Origin of the sequence: Bradyrhizobium sp. LCT2 (assembly GCF_009931255.1) — a bacterium.
GTDB lineage: Bacteria > Pseudomonadota > Alphaproteobacteria > Rhizobiales > Xanthobacteraceae > Bradyrhizobium > Bradyrhizobium diazoefficiens.
Window position 1 is genome coordinate 1,966,562 of the sequence record NZ_CP034432.1, and the last position, 24,402, is coordinate 1,990,963.

Sequence of the window (24,402 nt, forward strand, 5' to 3'; positions counted from 1 at the left end):
ACATTCGCCGAAAGTGGGCTTGAGTGACGAAATTGTAAAATCATACGTGGGTTTATTCGGGACGATTGGCGCGGATTCCCAGCGTCTCAGTCATTCTGATCAAGTCGGCCAGCGACCGGGCACGCATCTTTTTCATGACGTGTCCACGGTAGATCTTGACCGTAATCTCGGCGAGCCCAAGCTCGGCTGCTACCTGCTTGTTCATCAGGCCGGCCGCGACCAGTTTCATCACCGCCTGCTCGCGCGGGCTTAAGGTTTCAAATAGAGACTGCAGCTTCGCGACGGTCTGCTGAGCCTGCCGTCTTTTGCGATCGCGTTCGGTCGCCGCAACCACGGCATCAAGGAGTTCCTGGTCGCGAAACGGTTTGCTGAGAAAATCGACCGCTCCTTCCTTCATGGCCCTGACGCTCATGGGAACGTCGCCATGGCCGGTAATGAAAATGATCGGAATATGTATGTTTAACCTCGCCAGCTCGGTCTGGTATTCAAGGCCGCTCAAGCCTGGCAGCCGGACATCAAGAACGAGACAGCTAACAACGTCCGGAACTGTGCTCTGCAGCATTTCGCGGGCCGATCCGAATGCAACCACGTCCAACCCTACCGATCGAAAAAGGTTCGTAAGCGAGCGACGCAGGGAGATGTCATCCTCGACGACGAAGACTATCGGCTTTGTCGACGCCTCGGCATTGCTGCCTTCACCTGGCGAGTCAAATCGTCCTGTCACGAGACGGCCTCCTTATGCAGCGGCAGGGCAAACTGGAAGGTCGCGCCCGGTCCATCTTTGTGGACGATTGACAGCCGCCCTCCGTGAGCTTCCACGATCGATCGGCAGATCGAAAGACCCATTCCAAGGCCACTCGCCTTTGTGGTGAAGAAGGGATCTAAGACGCGGTCCGCGTCGTCTTCGGCGACCCCGACGCCGCAATCGGTCACGGCAAGCTGCACGTGCCCCAGATCGTCCTTTGATGATTGAATCAGCAGTTCGCGCGTCCGGTCTGTAACGGCGTCCATGGCTTCGATTCCGTTCATCACCAGATTGATGATCACCTGTTGTAGCTGAATCCGGTCGCCGAAGATCATGGGCAGCGCGGCCGTCAACTCGGTTCGTAACGTCACTCGGTGGCTAACCAGCTCTCGTGTTACCAGCGCAATGACGTCCTTAACGACCTCATTGATATCGAGCGGCACCATCTCAATCTGGCCTTTCTTCGCGAGTGTGCGAACACGACGGATCACCTCGCTTGCCCGGATCGCGTCTTCGATGATCCACTCCACCGAAGAGCGCGCGGCGGAAAGATCAGGAGCGTCGCGACCCATCCAACCGAGGCACGCATCGGCGTTGCTGATAATAGCGGCGAGTGGCTGGTTTATTTCGTGGGCGATGGAAGTTGTCAGCTCGCCTAACGTCGTTACACGCGTCACATGCGCAAGCTCCGCCTGTGCCTTTCGTAGTGCTTGTTCGGCTTGATCGGCGCGAATGGTAGCGGTGATATCAGTGCTGACGCCGCGGTAGCCGAGAAAATTGCCCTTTCCATCGAAAAAAGGCTTGCCACTCGTGCGGACGTAGATCAGAGATCCCATCCGAGTCACGGTGCGGTAGACGAGATCCCGAAACGGGAGATGGGCCTCCAACATCGCCCGATGCTGCCGCCACTTCTCGGGTTCCTCTTCGACGTCGCACGCAATGTCCCAGCGAAGCAGGCCCATCACTTCTGTCGCCAAAATTCCCGCAGTGCTGGTGTGCTCGGATAAGTGAGTGACCTGATGATCCGGCCCGGTCTCCCAGAGCCAGTCGGAAGCTGTTTCGGCGTAGTCGCGAAAGCGCTGTTCGCTTTCGCGCAGCGCAGCAAGTGTGTTCTCCAGGCGTTCCCTAGCTGCGTGCTGTTCGGTGACATCCATATGTGTTCCGATCAGCTCGCTGACGTTACCGTCGCTGCCGACCACCACGTGCGCAACGGCGTGTATGCGCCTGATCCCGCCATCTGGTAGAAGGATACGGAAATCATATTCGAACCGCCCCTCCTTGTGTTCAATTGCCTGGCGCTGCACCTCCTGTAGCCGCGGCAAGTCGTCCGGATGGATGCGCGATCGAATGGTCTCTATCGATACCGGCTCTTGTGGGCTAAAGCCAAACAGACGATCGACCTCGGCGGAGCGATACACGAAATCTAGACCGTAGACGTCCCAGGACCAGCTGCCCGTGTGACTGAGATGCTGGGCTTCGGCCAGATAGGCCTCGCTCCGGCGCAGCTGCTGTTCTGCTCGCCTCGCCGCCGTGATATCCGTAGCTGCCCCAACAAACTCGATCTCACCAGAGGCAGTTCTCGTGACTCGTGCCCGCGCATGGATGTGCTTCACCGAGCCGTCCGGTAGCAGCAGCCGGTATTCGTGCTCGAAATCGCTCAGGTCTCGCATCCCTCGATCGATAGTTTCTCGAACCGAAGCCCTATCATCTGGATGAGTGCGCTCAACGACGAGCTGCGGCGTCGGGACCGTCTCAGGGTCTAGTTGGAAAATCCGAAATGTTTCCTTTGACCAGAGGGCCTTGCCGGTGGTGGCGTTCCAGCTGAAGCTGCCCGTATGGCTCAACTCCTGCGCCTGGGCCAAATGTGCTTCGCTCCGCTGCAGGGCAAGTTCGGTCCGCTTTCGCTCCGTGATATCTTCGCAGGCTATAAGGATGATGGGCTGGTCATCGGTCCAGAGCATGGCTTTGGCGTTTTCACGTACCCACAATATCGAGCCGTCCTTCCTGACTTTCTGGACATCCCAAGTGCGCGATTGTCCGATATCCTCAAGGCATTTCCGAACGCATTGGCGAACGAACGCGCGATCCTCCTCAAGAAAAACGCGCAGCACGGATTGACCGGTCAGTTCAGCACGAGCATAACCGAGTTGTGTCGCGCCGAACGTATTGACGTTGAGGACAGTGCCGGCTTCATCGACCATGAAGTACATGGCCGGATTGTGCTCGAAGATTGCGCGCCAGCGTTTTTCGCGATCCTCTAAATCCGCCGCACTCTGCTGAAGCTTGGCCGCGGCCACACGCGCAGCCTCTCTTTCCTGGCGGAGCTTTCCGATCAGGTGCGTTCCCACAATCGAGACAATAAAAAAAGCAACAACTACCGGAAGATCTTGCGGGTCATCGATTCGCAGACTGAACGCCGGCGGCGCAAAGTAGTAGGTGAGAGCAGCGATGGCTAGGATGCAGAGCGCTGATGACGCGACGAAGCTGCCCATCAATGAAAACAGCAAGACCACTAACAAATAGGCGAACGCCGTCGCGGCGAAATGCGACTGAAGGTACAAGCAAAGCAGTGTTACCGCGGCCAGCGTTATGCTGCCGAAAGTAAATTGAGGAGCTGAACGTTTAAAATTGCTGATGTGGCTACGCATTTTGATAACGTCCGGCCTTTCCGGCGGGAGAACTATAACATTTTAGGCAAAAATGGGGCAATCCCCGGCGCCCGGCCCCTGGTGGGCGGTTCCGAGATTGATTGCTTGCTGCGGAACTCAGCACGCGCCGAGAAAAAACGCATCATAGACATACGTATAGTTGTTCTAAACATTCTAATATTGCGCGCCGGCGCGCCTGCATTCGAAGCTGAGATGTCTGCTTTCCTCAGCTGTCGATAACCTCAGGGCAGGCGCTTGAGGCTGCGGCCGATGACAACCCCCTTACGCCAACGGCACAAGGACAGCGGCTGCAGTTTCCCCAAGACCTGGAGGCGGAACAATCAGGCGCCCCTCGCCGAACCCGGCAAGAGCAGGGACAAGCTGCCGGACCACTCATCTCGCCGGCACGATCGGTCATGCGGAAGAAAGCGCAATGGTCATGTGTCAAAAAGCGAGGGCGAAGTTACGCGACTGCTTTGGTGCCCTAGCAGGGTGTTGAAAAACTCAGCCGCGTTCGCAAACGAAGGCGGAATCGTCGCCGTTGTGGATGTAGAAGTGGCCGACGAGCCTGCCCTTGGTGCCAATCATAGCCCATCCGCGACCGCAGGATGGATCATTCTCATCGTGCCCTTCCCATGAGAACTCCGCGCAGGGCGAACCGTCGCGGGTGCCGTAGCGCACGTCCAAGAAGCCCTTAAGAGCCCCAAAGGCGATTTCGCCATCGGACTTGCCCTGGAAGGTGAGATGCGCCTCTTCGACAAGATCGAGGAAGTCGCTGTCCCAGACGTCCATCTCGACGATGCGCCAACGTCCGACAAAGGCCTTGGCGAAGCCGGGCACCTTGCCCATCAGCCGGTCTCCGCGATCAACTTGGGCAGCCGCACCAGATTGTAGGCGCTGGCAGCGAAGGTGAAGGCCCATGCGACGCGATCACGGCCACGGAAGCTGGTCTTCTCTTGACCGGCGACCGTCTTGATCCAGCCGAACGCCTCCTCGATGCGCTTGCGGATGCGCTGGCTGACGGCATAGCCGCTGTGCCGGGTCGTTCTCCCGTCGATCGAAGAGCTGCGGCCGCTGGTGTTCTGCGCAACATGCGGCGTTACGTGCATCGAGCGCAGCTCGTTGACGAAGTCCTCTGCGTCGTAGGCTTTGTCGGCGCCAAGCGTGATTGCTGTCGGCCGGTCGGCACGAGGCTCAATCATGTGCAGCGCGGCCACTCGCTCGGCATGCCCGTCGGCCCGCGTCAGGCAGGCGTCGACCAGCAGGCCGTGGCGGTTCTCCATCAGCCCATGCCCGATGAAGCACAGCTTCGTCTCCTTGCCTTTACCTTTGCGGTAGAGCCTGGCATCGGGATCAGTCGTCGAAGCATGGGTGTCGTTCGAGCGTTTCTGGCCGTGGAAGTGCGCGTCAGCATTGCGCCCGCCGCCTTGCGCCGGCGGCTCGCCCGTGCCGTCCTTGGGTTTGACGCTCTTCATTGAGGCCCAGGCATCGATCAGCGTCCCATCGACCGAGAAGTGATCGCTCGACAGAAGCCTCTTCACCTTGGGCCGCTCCAGCACCGCCGCGAGGAACTTGGCCGCGATATCGCCCTGCAGCAGCCGGTCGCGGTTCTTCGAGAACACCGAATGGTCCCAGGCTGCGTCGTCGACGCCGATTCCGACGAACCACCGGAACAGCAGATCGTATTCCAGCCGCTCCATCAGAAGCCGCTCCGAGCGGATCGAATAAAACGCCTGCAACAGCATCGCCCGCAGCAGCTTCTCCGGCGGGATCGACGGCCGCCCAATCGGCGAATAGAGCGCGGCAAACTCGCGCTCCAGCGCCGCCAGCGCCTCGTTTACGATCGTCCGGATCGCTCGCAGTGGATGATCCCGCCGCACGCGAGCCTCCAGGTCAACGTAGCTGAACAGCTCGCCCGTTCGATTGTCGCCGCCGCGCACGCACCATCTCCCGAATCCCCTCGGAGCTAGTGAATCACGGTCGCCGGCCGGCGGCGAGCATCCTTTTTCAACAGCCTGCTAGGGCCAGCACGCCAGATGTGGAGGACCTCTCCCCGAGTAGTTAGCCGCAATCGAGCGCGCAACGACGCCGGACCGGCACCAGCCGTGTGCGTGGTCGGGCGAGGCAAGTGCAGTGACCGCGCACATCGGCATTTGTTGGCTGGACCAACACCCAGCTCCGTCAGGCTGACACGTTCTGTCGCTATCATGTTATCTAGCCCGGCAAAATGTTGCACAAGCGTTCAGATAGCCGGGAGCATTGACGGCCAAAGACGCGCTTGAAATGACTGTTAAAAAGCTCCTACTCATTTTGCTCGCGTGGGGCATCTTTTCAGGGGCGGCCGCCGGGCGCGACGCGGAGGGCTGCGCACTGGAGATCGCGTGAGAAAGTCCCGGCTCGTGTCAAGTCGACTGTGCGGATTCGAAGTGCGAGAAATGTGGCTCCGCTTGCATTCGATGCGTCTTCGAATGGCGGCGGTCAAGTCCGGGACCTACCTCATTGTTCTTTTACTATCGATAGTGCTGGAAACGGTGGGCTGGTTGAGACGAGCCTGCAGCGTCTTGTGCTCGAGCTCGTTTTCCCACCAGGATACGAACACGGCGGCGATGCCATTGCCGGTGATGTTGGTAAGGGCGCGCACCTCGCTCATGAACTTGTCGATCGAAAACACGATTGCCATGCCCGGCACCAGCGCCGGATTGACCACCGACAGCGTTGCAGCGAGCGTGATAAAGCCGGCGCCGGTGACGCCGCTTGCTCCCTTCGACGTTAGCATTGCCACGAGCAGGATCGTGAGCTGCTGGCCAAAGGTGAGATCGACCCCGAGTGCCCGGGCAATAAACAATGTCGCAAGTGTCATGTAGATATTGGTGCCGTCGAGGTTGAAGGAGTAGCCAGTAGGCACCACCAGGCCGACCACGGGCTTGGAGCAGCCCAGCCGTTCGAGCTTCTCCATCAATTGCGGCAGCGCGCTTTCAGAGGACGAAGTGCCGAGCACGATCAGAAGCTCGTCCTTGATATAGATAATGAACTTGAATATTGAAAAGCCTACGAGGCGCGCGATCAGACCGAGCACCACCGCCACAAATAGCGCCGCCGTAGCGTAAAACAGCGCGATCAGACCGATCAGATTGCCGAGTGCTGCCGGCCCGAACTTGCCGATCGTGAAGGCCATGGCGCCGAAGGCGCCGATCGGGGCCGCTTTCATTATGATAGCGATTACGCCGAACACCGCGTTCGCGACGTCGTCAATGATGCCGCGCAGGCGCTCCCCACGCTCTCCCAGCGCCATCAGCGAAAAGCCGAATAGGATCGCGAATAGGAGAACCTGCAGAACATCGCCGCGAGAGAAGGCGCCGACCACGGTATCGGGAATGATGTTGAGAAAGATATCAACGGTCTTCGAGGCTTCCGCCTGCTTGACGTAATTGGCGACCGCCGCAGCATTCGGCTTAACCGCAAGGCCATGTCCGATTTGGACCAGATTGCCCATAACGAGGCCCAAAAGCAATGCAAAGCTGGAGACGATCTCGAAATAGACCAGCGCCTTGACGCCGACGCGCCCGACTTTCTTCGCATCTTGAATATGCGCGATACCAGATGTGACGGTGCAGAAAATAATCGGCGCGATCACCATCTTGATGAGCTTGATGAACCCGTCACCGAGCGCCTTGACCCAGTCGTTGGTCGCGACGGACGGCCATAGGCAGCCGACCATGGCGCCAATCAAGATCGCAATCAGCACTTGGACGTAGAGAATCTTATACCAAGTTTGCGACGCGCGCGCGGGCGCCGCAGTTGCCATGGTGGTCATGACGCTTCCTTCCCGAAAATACTCGAATGTGAGCCGTCCCGTCGTTGAGAGGAGACAGCGTCATACGAGACTCATCATTTTTTAGCCGGGTCCAATTGGAGACGGTTCCGAGAGCCGGCGCGTCGTTCCAAGGGCAGGCGTTCAGTTACGTATCCTTTCTCGTTAAGCAAGATATGCACCAGACGCGCAAACTGCGGCCGATTAAGTAGTCGCGGACAAACTGCCTGTCTCCGGGTGGCATCGGCTTGAGTGCTCAAACCGCGTTCGCAAGGTCGAACGAGAAGTTGCAGCGTGACTCGTAACTTGATCGGCTGGGCGCATTAGCGGAGTCACGGATCGGCCTGGAAGCCTAGCGTGATCGATATGCGCCGATTGCGGAGATGGATGCAACAGTAGGCTACATCGGTAAAATTGATAGTTTGGATTGTAGGCATCCATGCGATGGAAGCCTGATTTAGGAAGTCGATTGCACGGAAAAATCGCCTATGGATGCACTGCGTTGTCGCTAGCGGCGAAGCTTGTTTTCGTGCAAAGGGCATTTGTCTCCAGGCGTGTGCTAACGATTCCCATTAGGCAGGTTGGTTGAGGGGCGGCCTTCGCTCTTGGCCCCGCGCGCCTTTTGCCGCGTCGCAGAAGCGGCGTTACAATGATTTCTCCGCTAGATCGTTCGCGTTGCTGCCAACGGCAGGCTTTCTGCGATCCGTTCCATTACCGGCGCGGCGAGTGCGGCCTTTGAGCCATCGACAAACCAAACAGGCATGTCTCGGGGCGTCAAATGCTGCCGTTTCGTTGCGCGACTGTCGCTGTCTGCTCGGGAACAAAGATGCCGTAAATCTGACAGATCGTTAGATCCGCTCCACAGCGACGTCGTGCGTCTATGCGAATTTCTCTCACGTAGAGCATAGAGCGCGCCACAGTGCGCACGCGGCACAGGAATTGCTGATGGCGAACGAGCAGCTGCCGCCGTCAGATGGATGGAAAGGTGGCCCAGTCACAGGAGTTGCCGATGAGGCTTGCGAAGCTGCTCTTGCTTGCAGAAACGACGCGCGTGAATGTGGCGGCTACAAAGTGCCGCGCGACTAAAGGGCGATCCGCGCCACATCCCTGGGCGAGCCGGACGTGCAGGCGATCACTGTGCCGATACGGCGACCTGATCTCATTGTTGGGCTGACGCATGGATGTCTTTTCGGCAGAGATTGCGAATCCGTTGCGCTCACGATTGAGCTCGCCGGGAGAGAGATGACAAATCTACCGAATGCGAGCCCATGTTGTCTGAAACCCTAATTCGCAAGGCCCCCTGTTGCCGATTCCTTCAACAGGCAACCGAAAGCCCGCCGCAGCAGTACTGTCCGTGATTTAGCGAAATTGCTGTCCCTTAGTTAACGAAACCACTGTCCGGTTTTTGCGAAATACGCACTGTGAACCAACTGTCGAAGAGCGTCGGTGCGGGAACAATCCGCACGCCACGATCTGTGGGAACCGGGGGCGGGCCGCCTTCGGTGACCCGGTGAAGTCTCATTATTCGAGGCCACGGTCTGCGAGCAGTCGGTCCATGATTTCGCGATTGATCTCGCCAGCGATTTGGTTTCGGACTTGGGCTCCGAGCACCCGCTCGGCATCCAGGTCGCCTAACAAGCCCTTCTCGGCCAGTCGATGATTCAAGCGGGTTTGAAATTCCTCGCCCATGGCTTCGACGCGCCGGTCTTGCATCGCTGCATGTTCGCCCGGAGCGATGCGCCTCAGCACCGTCTCCCAGGGGTGCCAGCGGGTTGCCATGTAAGCGTCGAACTGGTTCGCTTCCTGCTCCCGAACCAGGTCCAGCGCCCGCGCAGCATCATCCGGGGTTACGTGAGAGACCGCCAGGAATTGCATGTTGGGGGCGACGTGACTGAGCTCGAGCGGCTCGCGCAGCAGATGTTGATAGGCCAGGTAGACTTCGATCTCGTCTATGCTCGGGTCGACCCTGACGAGCGAGTTGACCCTGTCGCGCGCGATCCCGTCCAGCGCCTCCAAGCGGAACGCAACACGGCCGCGCTGGATCAGTTCGCCGAGCCGATCATCATAAACTCCGTCCTCGACGTCAGCGTTAAGGCGCGCGGTCTGCATACCGTTCCAGTGCAAAGTAACGCGATCATCGCAACTCAAGTTGGCCTCGGAAGCATGCGTGAAAAGCTGCTCGCGCAATCTCGGATTGGCCGCCGCCCGCCGCAAATCATCAGTCACTGCCTGCCGAAACTCGTGATTGCCATGGTTCACGGTCCCTCGTAGCCGCTCTAGGAACCGTGCGTAGTCTTGGGCGCCTGGCTCATCCGCAAAGTGCTGCCATTCGGCCAGTGTCGTCGGGTCGTCTGCGAGCCAGTCCGCGATAACCTCGTGCAGAGGCCGCGGCTCAACTTCCATCGCTCCTTCGGGCACCGGGAAAAAGATCTGCGGACCGGCATAGTCTCCGGCATGCATTGCTATCGCCAGATTGGTCCGCACCGGCTCGGGCAGCGGATTATTCTCCAGATCAACGCTGGACTCTTGGCCTAGCTGCGTCAGCAGGGTCTCGGGCACGCTGGTCAGCTGATTGTTGCTGGCGCCGAGCCACAGGAGCTCGGCCGGTACCGGCTCTGGCAAGCTGGTCAGCTGGTTGTGGCTGGCGCTGAGCCATTCGAGCCCGGCGGGGAGGGGGTGGGGCAGATTGGTCAGCTGATTGTAGTCGACGTTCAGCCGCTGGAGTTCGGCGGGAAGCTCGGGCAGGCTGGTCAGCCTGTTGCCACTGGCGTCCAGCTCCTGAAGCGTTCCCGGAAGGGGGGGCAGACTAGTCAGCTGGTTGTTGTCGACGCTCAGGCGACGCAGCCCGGGCGGCAAGTCTGCGGGCAGGCTGGTCAACCCGTTGCTGATGGCATAGAGCCGCCGGAGCCCGATTGGAAGGTCGGGCAAGCTGGTCAGCCGATTGTTGCTGGCGTAGAGCCGCTGGAGACCGGCCGGAAGGGTATCGGGCAAGCTGTTCAGCTGATTGTCGTCGACGTTCAGGCGGCGCAGCCGGGCCAGGAGGGGGGCGGGCAAGGCGGTCAGGGACAAGGACGACAGATCCAGCGCCTCATCGACATCGCCCGCTTCTCGCCAATCCCTCATTCGACTGACCGCCTCTTGCCGATTCTCGTGTTCGCCCTGCCCCTCTTCGGCAACCCAGCCCGCCAGGACCTGGTCGCGCGACGAGGCGGCGTCGGTGCCCGCCTCCGTCAAGGCTTCGACCCACTGCGCCGGGGCGGGAGCCCCTCGTTCGGAAGCCTCGGATTCTGAAGTTTCGGAAGGAGTGCCAGCGCCAAGCCGGGCCTGTTCTGCATTCATGGATGTCGTCTCTTCGGTCGTCAGATGAAGTCTAGATGGAGACGTTCTCATGCTACGAGGCTTTGCTGTCGACAATCTGACAAGCCTCGGAACGATCCCGCATTGCCTCGTCAGAAATGCTCCTGAATACGGAGTTGTTGCCTCACGTAAATTGCTCCCCAATAGCAACGGAGCGCAGAGGCGGCGATGAGGCGATTGAGCATGGCGACGCGCACGGAACTGAAGTCTGTTTTGGCACGGCGTTACGGGATGTCGAGCCGCGTCGAGAGCCGCATTCTCGACAGTTCGTTGCGATTACCTGCTTCCATCGGAAGCATGTGATCCGGATGTTGTCGGCGACCTCGTCGACTTTTCTGGCGAGCGGCTTGGTGCCGGACAGACCGAGGATGTAGTCGATGCCGTTGGTCTCGCACCACGCCATTGCCTCCGGCCGGGCATAGTGCCCGTCGCCACGGAACGTAATTCGCGTGTCGTGCCATCGCGTGCGGATGTGCCGTACCAGGCGGCGCAGATGGGCACACACCTCGACGCCGCCCGGCGTCTTGCCGGGCCGCAGCACGACTGCCACGGGCCGGCTCTTCTCCGTGTCGTAGACGTGGATCGGCAGAAAGCAGCGCTCGTCATAATGAGCGTTGAACAGCGAGAGCTGCTGATGGCCGTGGACGACATCGCAGCTATCGTCGATGTCGAGCGTGACGGATGCCGGCTCGCGCGGGTAGCTATCCATCCATGCGTCGACCAAAGTGTAGGTCAGTCGGATCACGTCGCGCTGGCGCGGAGCATTCTCCAGGCGCGACAGCGTCGGTTGGGAACACAGATCGCGACCGCTGTCCGGCAGCCGTCCGCAGGCCAGCTTGAATGCGGGATCGGACCTCAGATGATCGAGGTCGTCGGCGTCCTCGTAGCCGCAGCAGATCGCGAACATGCGCGCGCGGAACATATCGACAAGGCTGTGCACGACCCGCGTCGGATCGCGCCGATCCGGGAACACCCGGGCCAAATTGTCGGCCAAGCCAAGACGCCGCTCGGCCATCGCCAGAAGCATCACGCCCCCATTCGAGGTTAGGCGCCCACCATCGAGGCAGCTGTGACTTTCTTGGCGTGAACGGCTGGAAACGAAAAGGGCGGAATCGTATCGTCGGTCATGGCGGGTGTGGCGTTCGCGGTTGAAGGTGATGGGTTGGCTTCGCAACCGAATCCTACGCCGTATCAGCGCTTTACACCACGCTCGCCAGCCCCTCAGGCGCACTCTTGCGAATAAGACGGGCTAGCTTTTCCACAAGCCGAGAACGCAATTCGAAACGAAGTCGTCGCCATCGCGCACTTTCGACGGTTAAGCACAGCGGGCATGCTCACACGAGCGGCTCGGCACGCCGTGGGTTTGAAATCCTGCGAAATTTGTCAAATATCGCTGAATTCCTGTGCCATTTTGGCGGCTCCATCGCGATATCGCTGCGCGCTTCCGATTAGAAAGGCGCTCTAGGCAGGAGTTTTCAAATGAAGGTCGGAGTCCCCAAGGAAATCAAGGCGCACGAATATCGCGTGGGTCTTACCCCTGGAGCTGTCCGCGAATACGTGGCAGCGGGTCACCGCGTGATGATCGAGACCGATGCTGGCGCTGGCATTGGTGCAACCGATGACGATTATCGCAATGCTGGCGCAACGATTCTAACTTCCGCAGTTGAGGTATTCGCATCGAGCGAGATGATCGTAAAGGTTAAGGAGCCTCAGCCGTCCGAATGGTGTCAGCTGCGGGAGAATCAGATCCTGTTCACTTATCTGCATCTGGCCCCCGACCCCGATCAGGCCATGGGCCTCCTGAAATCTGGATGCACCGCGATCGCCTATGAGACCGTAACTGATGCGCATGGTGGTCTTCCACTGCTGGCGCCGATGAGCGAGGTCGCGGGTCGGCTTGCGATCGAAGCGGCAGGTAGCGCCCTTAAGCGGAGTGCAGGCGGACGAGGGCTGTTGATCGGTGGTGTGCCCGGTGTTCAGCCGGCCCGAATCGTGGTGCTTGGAGGTGGCGTCGTTGGTACGCACGCGGCACGCATGGCGGTCGGTCTGGGCGCTGAGGTGACCATCATCGACCGTTCGATACCTCGGCTCCGCGAGTTGGACCAGCTATTCGAAGGACGCGTTCGCACCAGGTTTTCGACCATTGACTCCGTGGAGGAAGAGGTATTTGCGGCGGATGTGGTGATTGGTGCGGTGCTCGTTGCAGGTGCGAGCGCGCCGAAGCTGGTCCGCCGGAGCATGCTGAGCTCGATGCGCAAGGGGGGGGTGCTCGTGGACGTCGCTATCGATCAGGGCGGCTGCTTTGAGACATCGCATCCAACCACTCACGCTGATCCAACTTACGAAGTGGATGGCGTCATTCATTATTGCGTGGCCAATATGCCCGGCGCCGTGCCGCTGACCTCGAGCCAGGCACTGAATAACGCGACGCTGCCGTTTGGTTTGGCTCTGGCTCAAAAAGGTTTTTCCGCCGTGCTCGAAAGCCCGCATTTGCGCGCAGGCCTCAACGTCCATCGAGGCCGGCTAACTTACAAGGCGGTGGCCGAAAGCCTCGGGCTACCCTTCTCACCGATCGACCAGGCTGCTGCCTGATCCCAGAGGCCCGTTATGGCGTTTCCTCCCTGACTTTGGCCACCCTTCGGGGTGGCTTTTTTTGGCTCTATCGATCTGCTGACCGCCGCCGGCATTTATTTGTAACGCGGAGCGAAGTGGAGGATCACCAGACGAACGCCCGGCTTCAGTCGCCCTCGTGACGCGAAGCAATGTACTTTTGCTCCATACAGCGTATATGAATGCCGGTCTTGCCAGGTAAATCCAAGGCAATTGAGAATGCGCCCCGCGGGTCCCCAGGGGACCCGCGATCACCGGTGCGACATTATCTGACGCGATCGCCGCGACCTTTTCGGACTGGCTGTGGAGACGCGGACCAAGCCGGTGACGACTGCGCCGGTTGTTCATCGTGGTGCTGTCGCCGAAGCCGCCGCCGTCCCGGGTGGGGAACCAACAAGATGCGGCTCGCGGTCGACCTGACGTGAAGTGGCGCGGCGCATCGATCGTAGCCGCCGCACCGCGGCCTTGGGAAGGATCGCAGATCGCTCCCTCGTGCTGGCGAACGCGGTTCACCTGATCGGCTGACTGCCGGGAGATCGACCATGCGCAAACGACGGCATCGAGATCAGCAGCTGTCATGCCGATTGTAGGATTTGCGACACCGTGTCGAGGCGGCGACTTGCGTTGTCGAAAATAGCCGAGACAAATCAAGGTTAAACTGTCTGGCACAAGACTTGAAAGCAAGAAGCTGTCCCGCACCTTTTTGCTCATGGAAGCGCAGTGATGGCCTACAAGATAATCGCATCCCAGTGCACCGTCTGTGGTGCGTGTGAGTTCGAATGTCCCAATGCTGCGATCAGCCTGAAGAACGACATATATGTGATCAATCCGACCCAGTGTACCCAATGTGAAGGGCATTTTGACGCGCCGCAATGCGCCGTCGTTTGCCCGGTGCCTGATACCTGCGTGCCGGCATAGGTAGCCGATGAGAGGAGCTCCGACGCGAAACATGATGAAGACGCTATCGACAGCCGCCGCCCTTTGGATCCACCTCCTGTTTCTCTCACTGGCTGGTCCCGAGTTGGCCGTGATTCGCGCGATCCACTCGGAGAGGGCGCCGCGCAATCGTCGCCGGCGGTCCTTGCGCGAGCGGAGCGGGCAATGGTAGCTGTACAAGAGACCGTCGAGCGCGTGAAGCGCATCGACGTCGATCAGTATCGTTATGGGTTTGAGACCCTGATCGAGTCCGACAAGGCCCCCAAGGGATTGTCGGAAGAGACCGTCAAGTTCATCTCCGAAAAGAAGAACGAACCCGCCTGGATGCTCCAGTGGCGGCTCGAGGCCTATCGGCGCTGGCTGACCATGACCGAGCCGACCTGGGCGCGCGTCGACTATCCCAAGATCGATTTCCAGGACCTCTATTACTATTCGGCGCCGAAGCCGAAGAAGTCGATCACCTCGCTCGACGAGATCGATCCGGAGATCCTGAAGACCTACGAGAAGCTCGGCATTCCCCTGCGGGAAGTCGCCATGCTCGAAGGCGTCGAGCCGAAGGTGGGCGAGGAAGACCCGGCCCGGCGCAAGATCGCGGTCGACGCGGTGTTCGACTCGGTCTCGGTTGCTACCACCTTCAAGGCGGAGCTGAAGAAGGCCGGCGTGATCTTCATGCCGATCTCGGAGGCCATCCGCGAGCATCCCGAACTGGTGCAGAAGTATCTGGGCTCGGTGGTTCCGACCTCCGACAATTTCTACGCGACGCTGAACTCAGCGGTGTTCTCCGACGGCTCGTTCGTCTACGTGCCGCCGGGCGTGCGCTGCCCGATGGAGCTGTCAACCTATTTCCGCATCAACGAACGCAACACCGGCCAGTTCGAGCGCACGCTGATCATCGCCGACAAGGGCTCCTACGTCTCCTATCTCGAAGGCTGCACCGCGCCGCAGCGCGACGAGAACCAGCTGCACGCCGCCGTGGTCGAGCTCGTCGCGCATGACGACGCCGAGATCAAATATTCGACGGTGCAGAACTGGTACCCGGGCAATTCGGAAGGCAAGGGCGGCATCTACAATTTCGTCACCAAGCGTGGCGACTGCCGCGGCAACCACTCAAAGATCTCCTGGACACAGGTCGAGACCGGCTCCGCCATCACCTGGAAGTATCCGAGCTGCATCCTGCGCGGCGACAATTCGCGCGGCGAGTTCTATTCGATCGCGATCTCGAACGGCTTCCAGCAGGTCGACTCGGGCACCAAGATGATCCATCTCGGTAAGAACACGTCGAGCCGGATCATCTCCAAGGGCATTGCCGCCGGCAAGTCGCAGAACACCTATCGTGGGCTCGTGACGGCGCATCGCAAGGCGACCGGCGCGCGCAACTTCACCGCCTGCGATTCGCTGCTGATCGGCGACAAATGCGGCGCGCACACCGTGCCGTACATCGAGACGAAAAACTCGTCCGCGACGTTCGAGCACGAGGCGACGACGTCGAAGATCTCCGAGGACGTGCTGTTCTACTGTGTGCACAGAGGCTTGACCGAGCAACAGGCCACTGGCCTCGTCGTCAACGGCTTCGCGAAGGACGTTCTGCAAAAACTGCCAATGGAATTCGCAGTGGAGGCGCAGAAGCTGATCTCGATCTCGCTCGAGGGATCTGTCGGATAACCAAACCTCCGCGAGCCCTCTCGAATGCGGCTCGCCATTCGCATGGCATTTCAGGGATCAGATCAGAATGGCGCTACTCGAAATCCGAGATTTGCATGTTGGTATCGAAGACCATGAAATTATTCGCGGCCTCGATCTTAACGTCAATGCGGGTGAGGTGCACGCGATCATGGGGCGGAACGGCTCCGGCAAGTCGACGCTCTCGCACGTCATCGCCGGTAAGCCAGGCTATGAGATCACCGGCGGACAAATCCTGTTCAGGGGCGAGAACCTCTTGAGGATGGAGCCAAATGAACGCGCCGCCAAGGGCGTGTTCCTGGCATTCCAGTATTCGGTCGAGATCCCCGGCGTGACCACCGTGAACTTCCTGCGGGCGGCGCTAAACGCACAGCGCAAGGCGCGCGACCAACAGGAACTCTCCACCCCCGAATTTCTGAAAAGAGTCCGGGAGGTGGCCGGTTCGCTCAACATTCCCCATGACATGCTCAAGCGCGGCGTCAATGTCGGCTTCTCCGGCGGCGAGAAGAAGCGCAACGAAATTTTGCAGATGGCGTTGTTCGAGCCGAGTCTGTGCATCCAGGACGAGATCGATTCCGGCCTTGATATCGACACGCTGCGTATCGTCACCAGCGGCATCAACGCCTTGCGTTCGCCGGAACGAGCGATGATCGTGATTACTCACTATCGGCAGCTTCTCGACTATATCGTGCCGGACGTTGTGCACGTGATGGCGAAAGGGCGGATCAGGAAGAGCGGCGGCAAGGAACTCGCGCTGGAGCTCGAGGCTGGTGGCTACGCCCAATTCGAAGACGCGGCCTGACGGCTCTAGGGAGAATTCCCCGATGAAGCAGGTTATGGCCAAAGCTGACGCCGGACGCGCCATGGGCAATGTTTTCGCTGCGGCGCGTGGACAGCTGCCTGGCGTAGGCGCTGTCCCCCACATCCGTGCCAGGGCATTCGAGGCCTACGAGCGTGCCGGCCTCCCGCACCGGCGCATGGAGGATTGGAAATTCACCGATCTGCGCGCCCTGATCGGCGAGGTGCTGCCACTCGCTCCGCGACCGGATGCGAAGGCGCTGGTGCGCGCAAAGGCGTCGGCCAAGCAAGTGGCCGCCGATCAGGCGGTCAAGCTGGTTTTGGTGGATGGCAAATTCGCGCCAGAGCTATCCGATCTCGGCAGGCTGGAAAATAAAATCGATGTGCGGTCGCTGCGAGAGGTTCTGGAGAATTCCGCCACTGGGGCCATGGCCGGTCTGGTGCTGTCGACGACTAGCGATGCGGCGATCTCGCTCAATGCCGCAATGGCGACAGATGGCCTGGTGATTACGATCGCAGATGGCAATGCGGTGAAGCGTCCAATTCAGATCGTTCACGTCGCAACCGGAGTGTCGGTGTCCACGTTTACACGCTCCTATCTGCAGCTCGGTAAAGGAGCGCATGCGTCCATCGTGGAAAGTTTCGTCCCGGCTGAAGGCGCGAGCGGCTATCAAGCCAACGATGCGATAATCGCCCTGGTTGGTGACGAGGCGAGCCTGTCGCTTATCCGCGTGGCAGCCGATGCCTCTGACGCCGTGAACATCTCGTCGGCGATCATAGCAGTCGGCGCCAGGGCTAAGCTCGACCTCTTCAGCATGACCTGCAGCGGCTCCGTCAGTCGCTATCAGGGATTCATCACGCTGGCCGGCGAGGAGGCCGAGCTCTCGGCTAACGGGGTTAATCTCATCAGGGACAAGCTGCACGCCGACACAACGTTCGTGGTCGACCACGCCGTGCCACATTGCACCAGTCGGGAGAGGTTCCGCGCGGTCGTCGATGATTGCGGCCGCTCGGTGTTTCAGGGCCGAATCGTCGTTCGTGCCGCCGCCAGGAAGACGGACGCCACCCTGACGACGCGCGCGTTGCTCCTGTCCGACCAGGCCGAGGCCGACAATAAGCCCGAACTTGACATCTTGGCCGACGACGTGACCTGCGGCCACGGAGCGACATCGGGTGCGCTGGACGACGCTCTCGTATTCTATCTGCGCGCGCGGGGTCTATCGGAGAAGGATGCGCAGATGTTGCTGATTAAAGCGTTCCTTGGCGAGTCGATTGAGGGGATCGCCGCCAAGAATCTGCGCGATTTTGTGACAGCGCAAGCTGAACACTGGCTGCAGGGGTGGCGATGAGCGCTCATCCCGCGATGAGCGATGATAGTTACGAGGTCAAGCGTCTGGGTACGGACTTCCCCGCGCGGCTATGACGGTGTACCGCAAGCCGCTTGTCACCCGATAACGCTGCATCCGCACAAAAGCCCAACGCGGTACTTGACCGTATGATACAGGTGTACTCCAGCGAATACGCCAACGTTCGTCGCGGCTTGCACTACCTCGCTAAAACGCGGCGACCGAGGCGTATGAAGGCGCCCGTACCAAGGTGGCGCGGCTTGTGAACGCGCACTTAAACGAAGAGATCATCTTCACCTGGAGCGCCACGGAGGCAATCAATCTGGTCGATAAGACTTTGGCCGTGAACGCATTACCCCGGGTGATGAGATCGTTCTCTCGATTCTGGAACACCACTCCAACATTGTGCCATGGCATTTTCTCAGGGAACGACTCGGTGCAGGGATCAAATGGGGGCCAGTGGATGATGACGGAAACGTCTTGCGCGGTAAGTGTGAGCGACTGCTGACCCCGCGCACCAAAGATGGTTGCAACCACACAAATGTCGAGCGTGCTTGCCACAGTCTTGCCGGTGAAAGGCGTGGTGAGGATCGCGCATGCTCGTGGTATCTCGGTGCTGCGTCGAAGGCTCGCAAGGATGCGTCCATATGAGCGCCGACGTCTGCGACATTGATTGCGATTTCTACGTCATGACAGGCCACAAACTCTATGGTCCGACGGGGATCGGTGTGCTTTAGGGCAAATCTGCGCATCCGGAATCGATGTCGCCCCTCAATGGCGGGCGGAGAGATGATCCGCGAGGTCTCGCGTTCCGGCGTCATTTATGGTGATCCGCCACACCGGTTCGAAGCGGGTATGTCGCCGATCGTCGAGGCCATCGGTTTAAGCGCGGCTATCGATTACATCAATTCAATAGGCAAGGTCCAGATCCGCAGGCACGAGAGCGTACTGCTCCCTTACGCGCAGGAGAGGCTGGCGGACATCAACTGCGTGCGCATGATCGGAGCTCCGCCGAAAAGGGGCCGATCATTTCCTTTGATATGAGGGGTGCGCATGCGCGTGATATTGCCACCGTCATCGACCGCGCCGGCGTAGCGGTGCGGGCGGGGATCCAATGTGCGATGCAGCTGCGCAAGCGCTTCGGCGTTCTGACGACGTGCGGTGCGTCCCTCTACGACGTCCAGGTGGCGAGGCAGCTCGCGTTGAGGTCTGGTGGGTGATGGTCGTGCACCTCATCGCCATCGCAGCATCTGTAGGTCTCGGCAACCATAGATAGTATTGGCAGGCCTGTGTCGGCCAGCCGGCCTTGCAGCCGGTCTTCCTGTTACGGCGCCTTCTGCGATCGTGGACGCGATCGAGAATTGGGCGCGGCAAATTTCACGCATAGCCGGCCCTTGTTCTATTTCGGACAGGGCCAAACCAAGAGTTCTCCGCCCAAAGCGTGATGTCGCGTTCGCAACAACACCCCGTGCCCCGGCAAGAGACGCGCTAAGCGATTTTAATCGCTCTGCTTTTATGTGCTCAGGACGCGCTGGCATGCCGGTTGCAAAACTCTCGGCCAAGAAGCCGCCCTTGCAACAGCTAACCTTTGAAGGACATCAGATGAGTCTCGCCACGACCCAGAGCATCGCAGAAATCAGGGCTCGCAACAAAGAGCTGATCGAAGAGGTGCTGAAGGTCTATCCGGAGAAAACCGCGAAACGGCGTGCCAAGCACCTCAACGTTCACCAAGCCGGCAAGTCAGACTGCGGAGTGAAGTCCAACATCAAATCCATACCTGGCGTGATGACGATCAGAGGCTGCGCCTATGCAGGGTCAAAGGGGGTAGTCTGGGGACCGATCAAGGACATGGTCCACATCAGCCATGGCCCGGTCGGCTGCGGACAGTATTCGTGGGGCTCGCGACGCAACTATTACGTTGGCACGACGGGCATCGATAGCTTCGTGACCCTGCAGTTCACCTCCGACTTCCAAGAAAAGGATATCGTTTTCGGTGGCGACAAAAAGCTGGTCAAAATTCTTGACGAAATCCAGGAGCTGTTTCCACTCAACAACGGCATCACGATCCAATCGGAATGCCCGATCGGACTAATCGGTGACGACATCGAGGCCGTGTCAAGAGCGAAATCCAAGGAATACGGCGGCAAGACCATCGTGCCGGTCCGTTGTGAGGGCTTTCGCGGCGTGTCGCAGTCACTAGGCCATCACATTGCCAACGACGCGGTGCGCGATTGGATTTTCGACCGGCTCGAGTCCGACGGCAAACCAAAGTTTGAGCCGACGCCGTACGATGTTGCGATCATCGGAGACTACAATATCGGCGGCGACGCCTGGTCATCACGTATTCTGCTAGAGGAGATGGGCCTGCGGGTGATCGCGCAGTGGTCCGGTGACGGTTCACTGGCCGAGCTCGAGGCAACGCCGAGGGCAAAGCTCAACATTCTGCATTGCTACCGTTCCATGAACTACATCTCACGCCACATGGAAGAGAAGTTCGGTATCCCGTGGTGCGAGTACAACTTCTTCGGACCTTCAAAGATCGCAGAATCGCTTCGCAAGATTGCGGGCTATTTCGACGACAAGATTAAGGAAGGCGCCGAGCGGGTGATTGAAAAGTACCAGGCGCTGGTGAACGCCGTTATCGCAAAATATCGCCCGCGCCTGGAGGGCAAGACGGTGATGCTATACGTCGGCGGGCTCCGTCCGCGTCATGTGATTGGCGCATACGAAGACCTCGGGATGGAAGTCATCGGCACCGGATACGAGTTCGGTCATAACGACGACTATCAGCGCACAGCTCAGCACTACGTAAAGGACAGCACGCTCATCTACGATGACGTCAATGGCTATGAGTTCGAGCGCTTCGTCGAAAAGCTCCAGCCTGACCTTGTCGGCTCGGGCATCAAGGAAAAATATGTTTTCCAAAAGATGGGTGTGCCGTTCCGGCAGATGCACTCCTGGGACTATTCGGGCCCATATCACGGCTATGACGGCTTTGCGATCTTTGCGCGCGACATGGACATGGCTGTCAACTCGCCGGTCTGGAAGAAAACGAAGGCCCCCTGGAAGGAAGCTTCGAGGGCCAAGCTCCTCGCTGCAGAATAAAGCAACTCATCTCGCTCTCTGGGAAAGCCGGGGCGATACCAATCTCGATAGTGAAGGATTTCAACAATGGCGCAGAGTGCCGAACACGTGCTCGATCATCTCGAACTGTTCCGCGGTCCAGAATACCAGCAGATGCTGGCCAAGAAGAAGATATTCGAGAATTCTCGCGATCCCGCCGAGGTCGAACGTATCAAGGAATGGACGAAAACGGCCGAATATCGCGAAAAGAACTTTGCGCGGGAGGCGCTGGCGGTAAACCCGGCCAAGGCCTGCCAGCCGCTTGGCGCCGTGTTCGCCTCTGTTGGCTTTGAAGGCACGCTGCCCTTCGTCCACGGCTCGCAAGGCTGCGTGGCCTATTACCGCAGCCATCTGTCACGGCACTTCAAGGAGCCTAGCTCCTGCGTCTCTTCGTCGATGACGGAAGACGCTGCCGTATTCGGCGGCCTGAACAACATGATCGACGGGCTCGCGAACAGCTACAACATGTACAAACCCAAGATGATTGCGGTCTCTACGACCTGCATGGCCGAGGTGATCGGCGATGACCTCAACGCCTTCATCAAGACGTCAAAAGAAAAAGGTTCTGTTCCGGCGGACTTCGACGTGCCGTTCGCCCACACGCCGGCGTTCGTCGGCAGCCACGTCACCGGTTATGACAATGCGCTCAAGGGCATTCTGGAGCATTTTTGGGACGGCAAGGCCGGAACAGCGCCGAAGCTGGAGCGCAAGCCGAACGGGGCGATCAACATCATTGGTGGGTTCGATGGCTATACCGTCGGAAACCTCCGCGAGATCAAGCGCATCTTGGCGTTGATGGGCATTCACCACACAATCCTCGCCGATAATTCTGAAGTCTTCGATACTCCGACAGACGGCGAATTCCGGATGTATGACGGTGGCACGACGCTGGAAGATGCGGCCAACGCGGTTCACGCCAAGGCGACAATCTCCATGCAGCAGTGGTGCACCGAAAAAACGCTGCCATTCGTGGCTGAGCATGGCCAGGACGTTGTATCCTTCAACTACCCGGTGGGCTTATCCGCAACGGATGACGTTATCATGGCGCTGTCACGCATCAGCGGCAAGGAGATCCCCGAGCAACTCGCGCGAGAACGTGGCCGCCTGGTCGACGCCATCGCTGACTCCAGCGCGCATATCCATGGCAAGAAGTTCGCGATCTATGGCGATCCGGATCTTTGCTATGGGTTGGCTGCGTTTCTGCTCGAACTGGGCGCCGAACCGACCCATGTGCTGTCCACCAACGGCAACAAGGCGTGGCTCGAAAAAATGCAGGCGCTGCTCGCAAGCTCGCCATTTGGGCAGGGCTGCCAAGCATACCCGGGCCGAGACCTCTGGCACATGCGCTCACTCCTGTTCACCGAGCCGGTCGATTTTCTGATTGGCAACACCTATGGCAAGTACCTGGAGCGTGATACTGGAACGCCACTGATCCGCATCGGCTTTCCGGTTTTTGATCGGCATCACCATCACCGCTCCCCCCTATGGGGCTATCAGGGCGGCCTGAATGTGCTGGTGAAGATCCTGGACAAGATCTTCGACGAGATCGACAAGAAGACCAACGTTGTCGGCAAAACTGACTACAGCTTCGACATCATTCGTTGATGAGCGACTGTGCGCGCGCCATCGCCCTAGCTCCGATGGCACAAGCACACGACGGTTGACCTTGTAACTAGTGCGCGCTGAGAGGAAAAAAGGATGAGTTCACTAGCGGCCACGGTCCAGAATATTTTCGACGAGCCGGGCTGCGCCGAGAATGGCAGTAAGTCGGAGGCTGAACGCAAGAAGGGCTGCACCAAACAGCTCCAGCCGGGTAGCGCTGCCGGCGGCTGTGCTTTCGATGGCGCCAAGATTGCGCTGCAGCCGTTCACCGACGTCGCTCACTTGGTGCATGGTCCGATCGCGTGCGAAGGTAATTCCTGGGACAATCGCGGCGCCGCGTCGTCCGGCTCGAATCTGTGGCGCACGGCATTTACAACCGATTTGAGCGAAACCGATATTGTATTCGGAGGCGAGAAGCGGCTCTGCAAAGCGATCAAGGAGATCATCGACAAGTGCGACCCGCCCGCCATCTTCGTCTATCAAACCTGCATCCCGGCGATGATCGGCGACGACATCAACGCAGTCTGTAAGGCAGCATCTGAAAGGTTCGCAAAGCCGGTGATCCCGATCAACTCCCCGGGCTTCGTCGGCTCGAAGAACCTCGGTAACAAGCTTGCTGGCGAGGCCTTGCTCGACTATGTGATCGGGACGCAAGAACCGGACTACACCACGCCGTACGATATCAACCTGATCGGGGAATACAACCTTTCGGGAGAGCTCTGGCAGGTGAAGCCATTGCTAGACGAGCTTGGAGTACGGATTCTCTCCTGCATCTCCGGCGATGGCAAATATCGCGAAGTCGCTTCATCTCATCGCGCGCGGGCGGCGATGTTGGTATGCTCAAAGTCCATGATCAATGTCGCACGCAAGATGGAGCAACGCTACAGGATCCCGTTCTTCGAGGGGTCGTTCTACGGTATTCAAGACTCGAGCGAATCGCTGCGCCAGCTTGCCCGCCTATTGGTTGAACGCGGCGCGCCGACAGATCTGCTCGGGCGCACCGAAGCGGTGATCGCGCGCGAGGAAGCTTGGGCCTGGGCTGCAATCGAGCCGTACAAGCCACGATTCGAAGGCAAGAAGGCCTTGTTGATTACCGGCGGCGTCAAGTCATGGTCGGTCGTTGCGGCACTCCAGGAAGCCGGGCTTGAGGTAGTCGGAACCAGTGTGAAGAAATCAACCAGGAAAGACAAAGAGCGCATCAAGGAGCTCATGGGGCAGGATGCCCACATGATCGAGGACATGACGCCGCGCGAAATGTACAAGATGCTGAAGGACGCAAACGCGGACATCATGCTATCGGGCGGCAAGTCGCAGTTCGTCGCGCTGAAAGCGGCGATGCCCTGGCTCGATATCAACCAGGAGCGTTGCCACGCCTATATGGGCTATGTCGGAATGGTCAAGCTGGTGGAGGAGATCGATAAGTCGCTCTCCAGTCCGATGTGGGAGCAGCTACGTCGACCGGCACCATGGGAGGCATTGGCCAAGGCGATGGAGCAGATGCAATCGCCGGTGGCCGCGATCGCCCGCGATCCGGCGCTCGCCGAAACCGCGCGCCGCGCGAGGAAGATCTGCGTGTGTAACAAGGTCGATCTGGGCACGATCGAGGATGCAATCTACGCGCACGGCCTCAGGAGCGTCGCAGCGGTCAGAGAGCATACCAATGCGGTCGGTGGCTGCTGCCAAAGACGCATCGAAGGTATCTTGGTGTCCGAGCCATCTGCCATTCGACAGGCCGCAGAATAGGGA

14 protein-coding genes and 2 pseudogenes are annotated in these 24,402 nt (G+C 59.3%); 9 read left to right on the forward strand and 7 right to left on the reverse strand.

Going from position 1 to position 24,402, the window contains the following annotated elements:
• Nucleotides 1–52 precede the first annotated feature (52 nt).
• The 7 genes and pseudogenes from EI171_RS09945 to EI171_RS09975 form a co-directional block, all read right to left on the reverse strand.
• Complete coding sequence (locus EI171_RS09945) at nt 53–724, reverse strand: response regulator transcription factor (RefSeq protein WP_097669510.1); 672 nt, start codon at nt 722–724, stop codon at nt 53–55.
• Complete coding sequence (locus EI171_RS09950) at nt 721–3,393, reverse strand: PAS domain S-box protein (protein WP_161533238.1); 2,673 nt, start codon at nt 3,391–3,393, stop codon at nt 721–723. Before EI171_RS09950 ends, EI171_RS09945 begins: the two co-directional genes overlap by 4 nt.
• A gap of 504 nt (nt 3,394–3,897) precedes the next feature.
• Complete coding sequence (locus EI171_RS09955) at nt 3,898–4,242, reverse strand: hypothetical protein (RefSeq protein ID WP_161533216.1); 345 nt, start codon at nt 4,240–4,242, stop codon at nt 3,898–3,900.
• Entirely contained in the window at nt 4,242–5,333 is a 1,092-nt protein-coding gene (locus EI171_RS09960) for an IS5 family transposase (RefSeq protein WP_161533217.1), read from the reverse strand. Before EI171_RS09960 ends, EI171_RS09955 begins: the two co-directional genes overlap by 1 nt.
• A gap of 551 nt (nt 5,334–5,884) precedes the next feature.
• A complete protein-coding gene (gene dctA / locus EI171_RS09965) occupies nt 5,885–7,207 on the reverse strand; it encodes a C4-dicarboxylate transporter DctA (RefSeq protein ID WP_097669300.1) in 1,323 nt (440 codons plus the stop codon).
• A gap of 1,518 nt (nt 7,208–8,725) precedes the next feature.
• Entirely contained in the window at nt 8,726–10,543 is a 1,818-nt protein-coding gene (locus tag EI171_RS09970; RefSeq protein ID WP_161533239.1) for an NEL-type E3 ubiquitin ligase domain-containing protein, read from the reverse strand.
• Between the two features lie 322 nt (nt 10,544–10,865).
• Nucleotides 10,866–11,689, reverse strand: a pseudogene (locus tag EI171_RS09975) (IS1380 family transposase); the annotation flags it as partial.
• Between the two features lie 351 nt (nt 11,690–12,040).
• Here EI171_RS09975 and ald point away from each other — a divergent pair.
• From ald to nifE, 9 genes and pseudogenes are all read left to right on the forward strand, one after another.
• Nucleotides 12,041–13,153, forward strand: coding sequence for an alanine dehydrogenase (gene ald, locus EI171_RS09980; RefSeq protein ID WP_097669298.1), 1,113 nt, complete (start codon nt 12,041–12,043; stop codon nt 13,151–13,153).
• A 741-nt stretch (nt 13,154–13,894) separates the two neighbouring features.
• Nucleotides 13,895–14,089, forward strand: coding sequence for a 4Fe-4S binding protein (locus EI171_RS09985; RefSeq protein ID WP_035730311.1), 195 nt, complete (start codon nt 13,895–13,897; stop codon nt 14,087–14,089).
• Nucleotides 14,090–14,272: 183 nt separating this feature from the next.
• Nucleotides 14,273–15,769, forward strand: coding sequence for a Fe-S cluster assembly protein SufB (sufB, locus tag EI171_RS09990; RefSeq protein WP_161533240.1), 1,497 nt, complete (start codon nt 14,273–14,275; stop codon nt 15,767–15,769).
• 67 nt (nt 15,770–15,836) lie between these two features.
• Nucleotides 15,837–16,589, forward strand: coding sequence for a Fe-S cluster assembly ATPase SufC (gene sufC / locus EI171_RS09995; protein WP_161533241.1), 753 nt, complete (start codon nt 15,837–15,839; stop codon nt 16,587–16,589).
• Nucleotides 16,590–16,611: 22 nt separating this feature from the next.
• A complete protein-coding gene (gene sufD, locus EI171_RS10000; protein ID WP_097669295.1) occupies nt 16,612–17,934 on the forward strand; it encodes a Fe-S cluster assembly protein SufD in 1,323 nt (440 codons plus the stop codon).
• Nucleotides 17,931–19,100, forward strand: a pseudogene (locus EI171_RS10005) (cysteine desulfurase); the annotation flags it as partial. The gene sufD and the pseudogene EI171_RS10005, both read left to right, overlap by 4 nt.
• 433 nt (nt 19,101–19,533) lie before the next feature.
• The gene (nifD, locus tag EI171_RS10010; protein WP_097669312.1) at nt 19,534–21,036 is read left to right on the forward strand and encodes a nitrogenase molybdenum-iron protein alpha chain; all 1,503 of its coding nucleotides are present in this window, start codon (nt 19,534–19,536) and stop codon (nt 21,034–21,036) included.
• A 66-nt stretch (nt 21,037–21,102) separates the two neighbouring features.
• Entirely contained in the window at nt 21,103–22,659 is a 1,557-nt protein-coding gene (gene nifK, locus EI171_RS10015) for a nitrogenase molybdenum-iron protein subunit beta (RefSeq protein ID WP_097669294.1), read from the forward strand.
• 93 nt (nt 22,660–22,752) lie between these two features.
• The gene (nifE, locus tag EI171_RS10020; RefSeq protein ID WP_161533242.1) at nt 22,753–24,399 is read left to right on the forward strand and encodes a nitrogenase iron-molybdenum cofactor biosynthesis protein NifE; all 1,647 of its coding nucleotides are present in this window, start codon (nt 22,753–22,755) and stop codon (nt 24,397–24,399) included.
• Nucleotides 24,400–24,402: the final 3 nt, after the last annotated feature.

Excerpts from the sequence above, each read along its gene's own strand:
- EI171_RS09950 (WP_161533238.1), bottom strand. The coding sequence starts at position 3,393 with ATGCGTAGCCACATCAGCAATTTTAAACGTTCAGCTCCTCAATTTACT.
- EI171_RS09955 (WP_161533216.1), bottom strand. The coding sequence starts at position 4,242 with ATGGGCAAGGTGCCCGGCTTCGCCAAGGCCTTTGTCGGACGTTGGCGC.
- dctA (WP_097669300.1), bottom strand. The coding sequence starts at position 7,207 with ATGACCACCATGGCAACTGCGGCGCCCGCGCGCGCGTCGCAAACTTGG.
- EI171_RS09970 (WP_161533239.1), bottom strand. The coding sequence starts at position 10,543 with ATGAATGCAGAACAGGCCCGGCTTGGCGCTGGCACTCCTTCCGAAACT.
- ald (WP_097669298.1), top strand. The coding sequence starts at position 12,041 with ATGAAGGTCGGAGTCCCCAAGGAAATCAAGGCGCACGAATATCGCGTG.
- EI171_RS09985 (WP_035730311.1), top strand. The coding sequence starts at position 13,895 with ATGGCCTACAAGATAATCGCATCCCAGTGCACCGTCTGTGGTGCGTGT.
- sufB (WP_161533240.1), top strand. The coding sequence starts at position 14,273 with ATGGTAGCTGTACAAGAGACCGTCGAGCGCGTGAAGCGCATCGACGTC.
- sufC (WP_161533241.1), top strand. The coding sequence starts at position 15,837 with ATGGCGCTACTCGAAATCCGAGATTTGCATGTTGGTATCGAAGACCAT.
- sufD (WP_097669295.1), top strand. The coding sequence starts at position 16,612 with ATGAAGCAGGTTATGGCCAAAGCTGACGCCGGACGCGCCATGGGCAAT.
- nifD (WP_097669312.1), top strand. The coding sequence starts at position 19,534 with ATGAGTCTCGCCACGACCCAGAGCATCGCAGAAATCAGGGCTCGCAAC.
- nifK (WP_097669294.1), top strand. The coding sequence starts at position 21,103 with ATGGCGCAGAGTGCCGAACACGTGCTCGATCATCTCGAACTGTTCCGC.
- nifE (WP_161533242.1), top strand. The coding sequence starts at position 22,753 with ATGAGTTCACTAGCGGCCACGGTCCAGAATATTTTCGACGAGCCGGGC.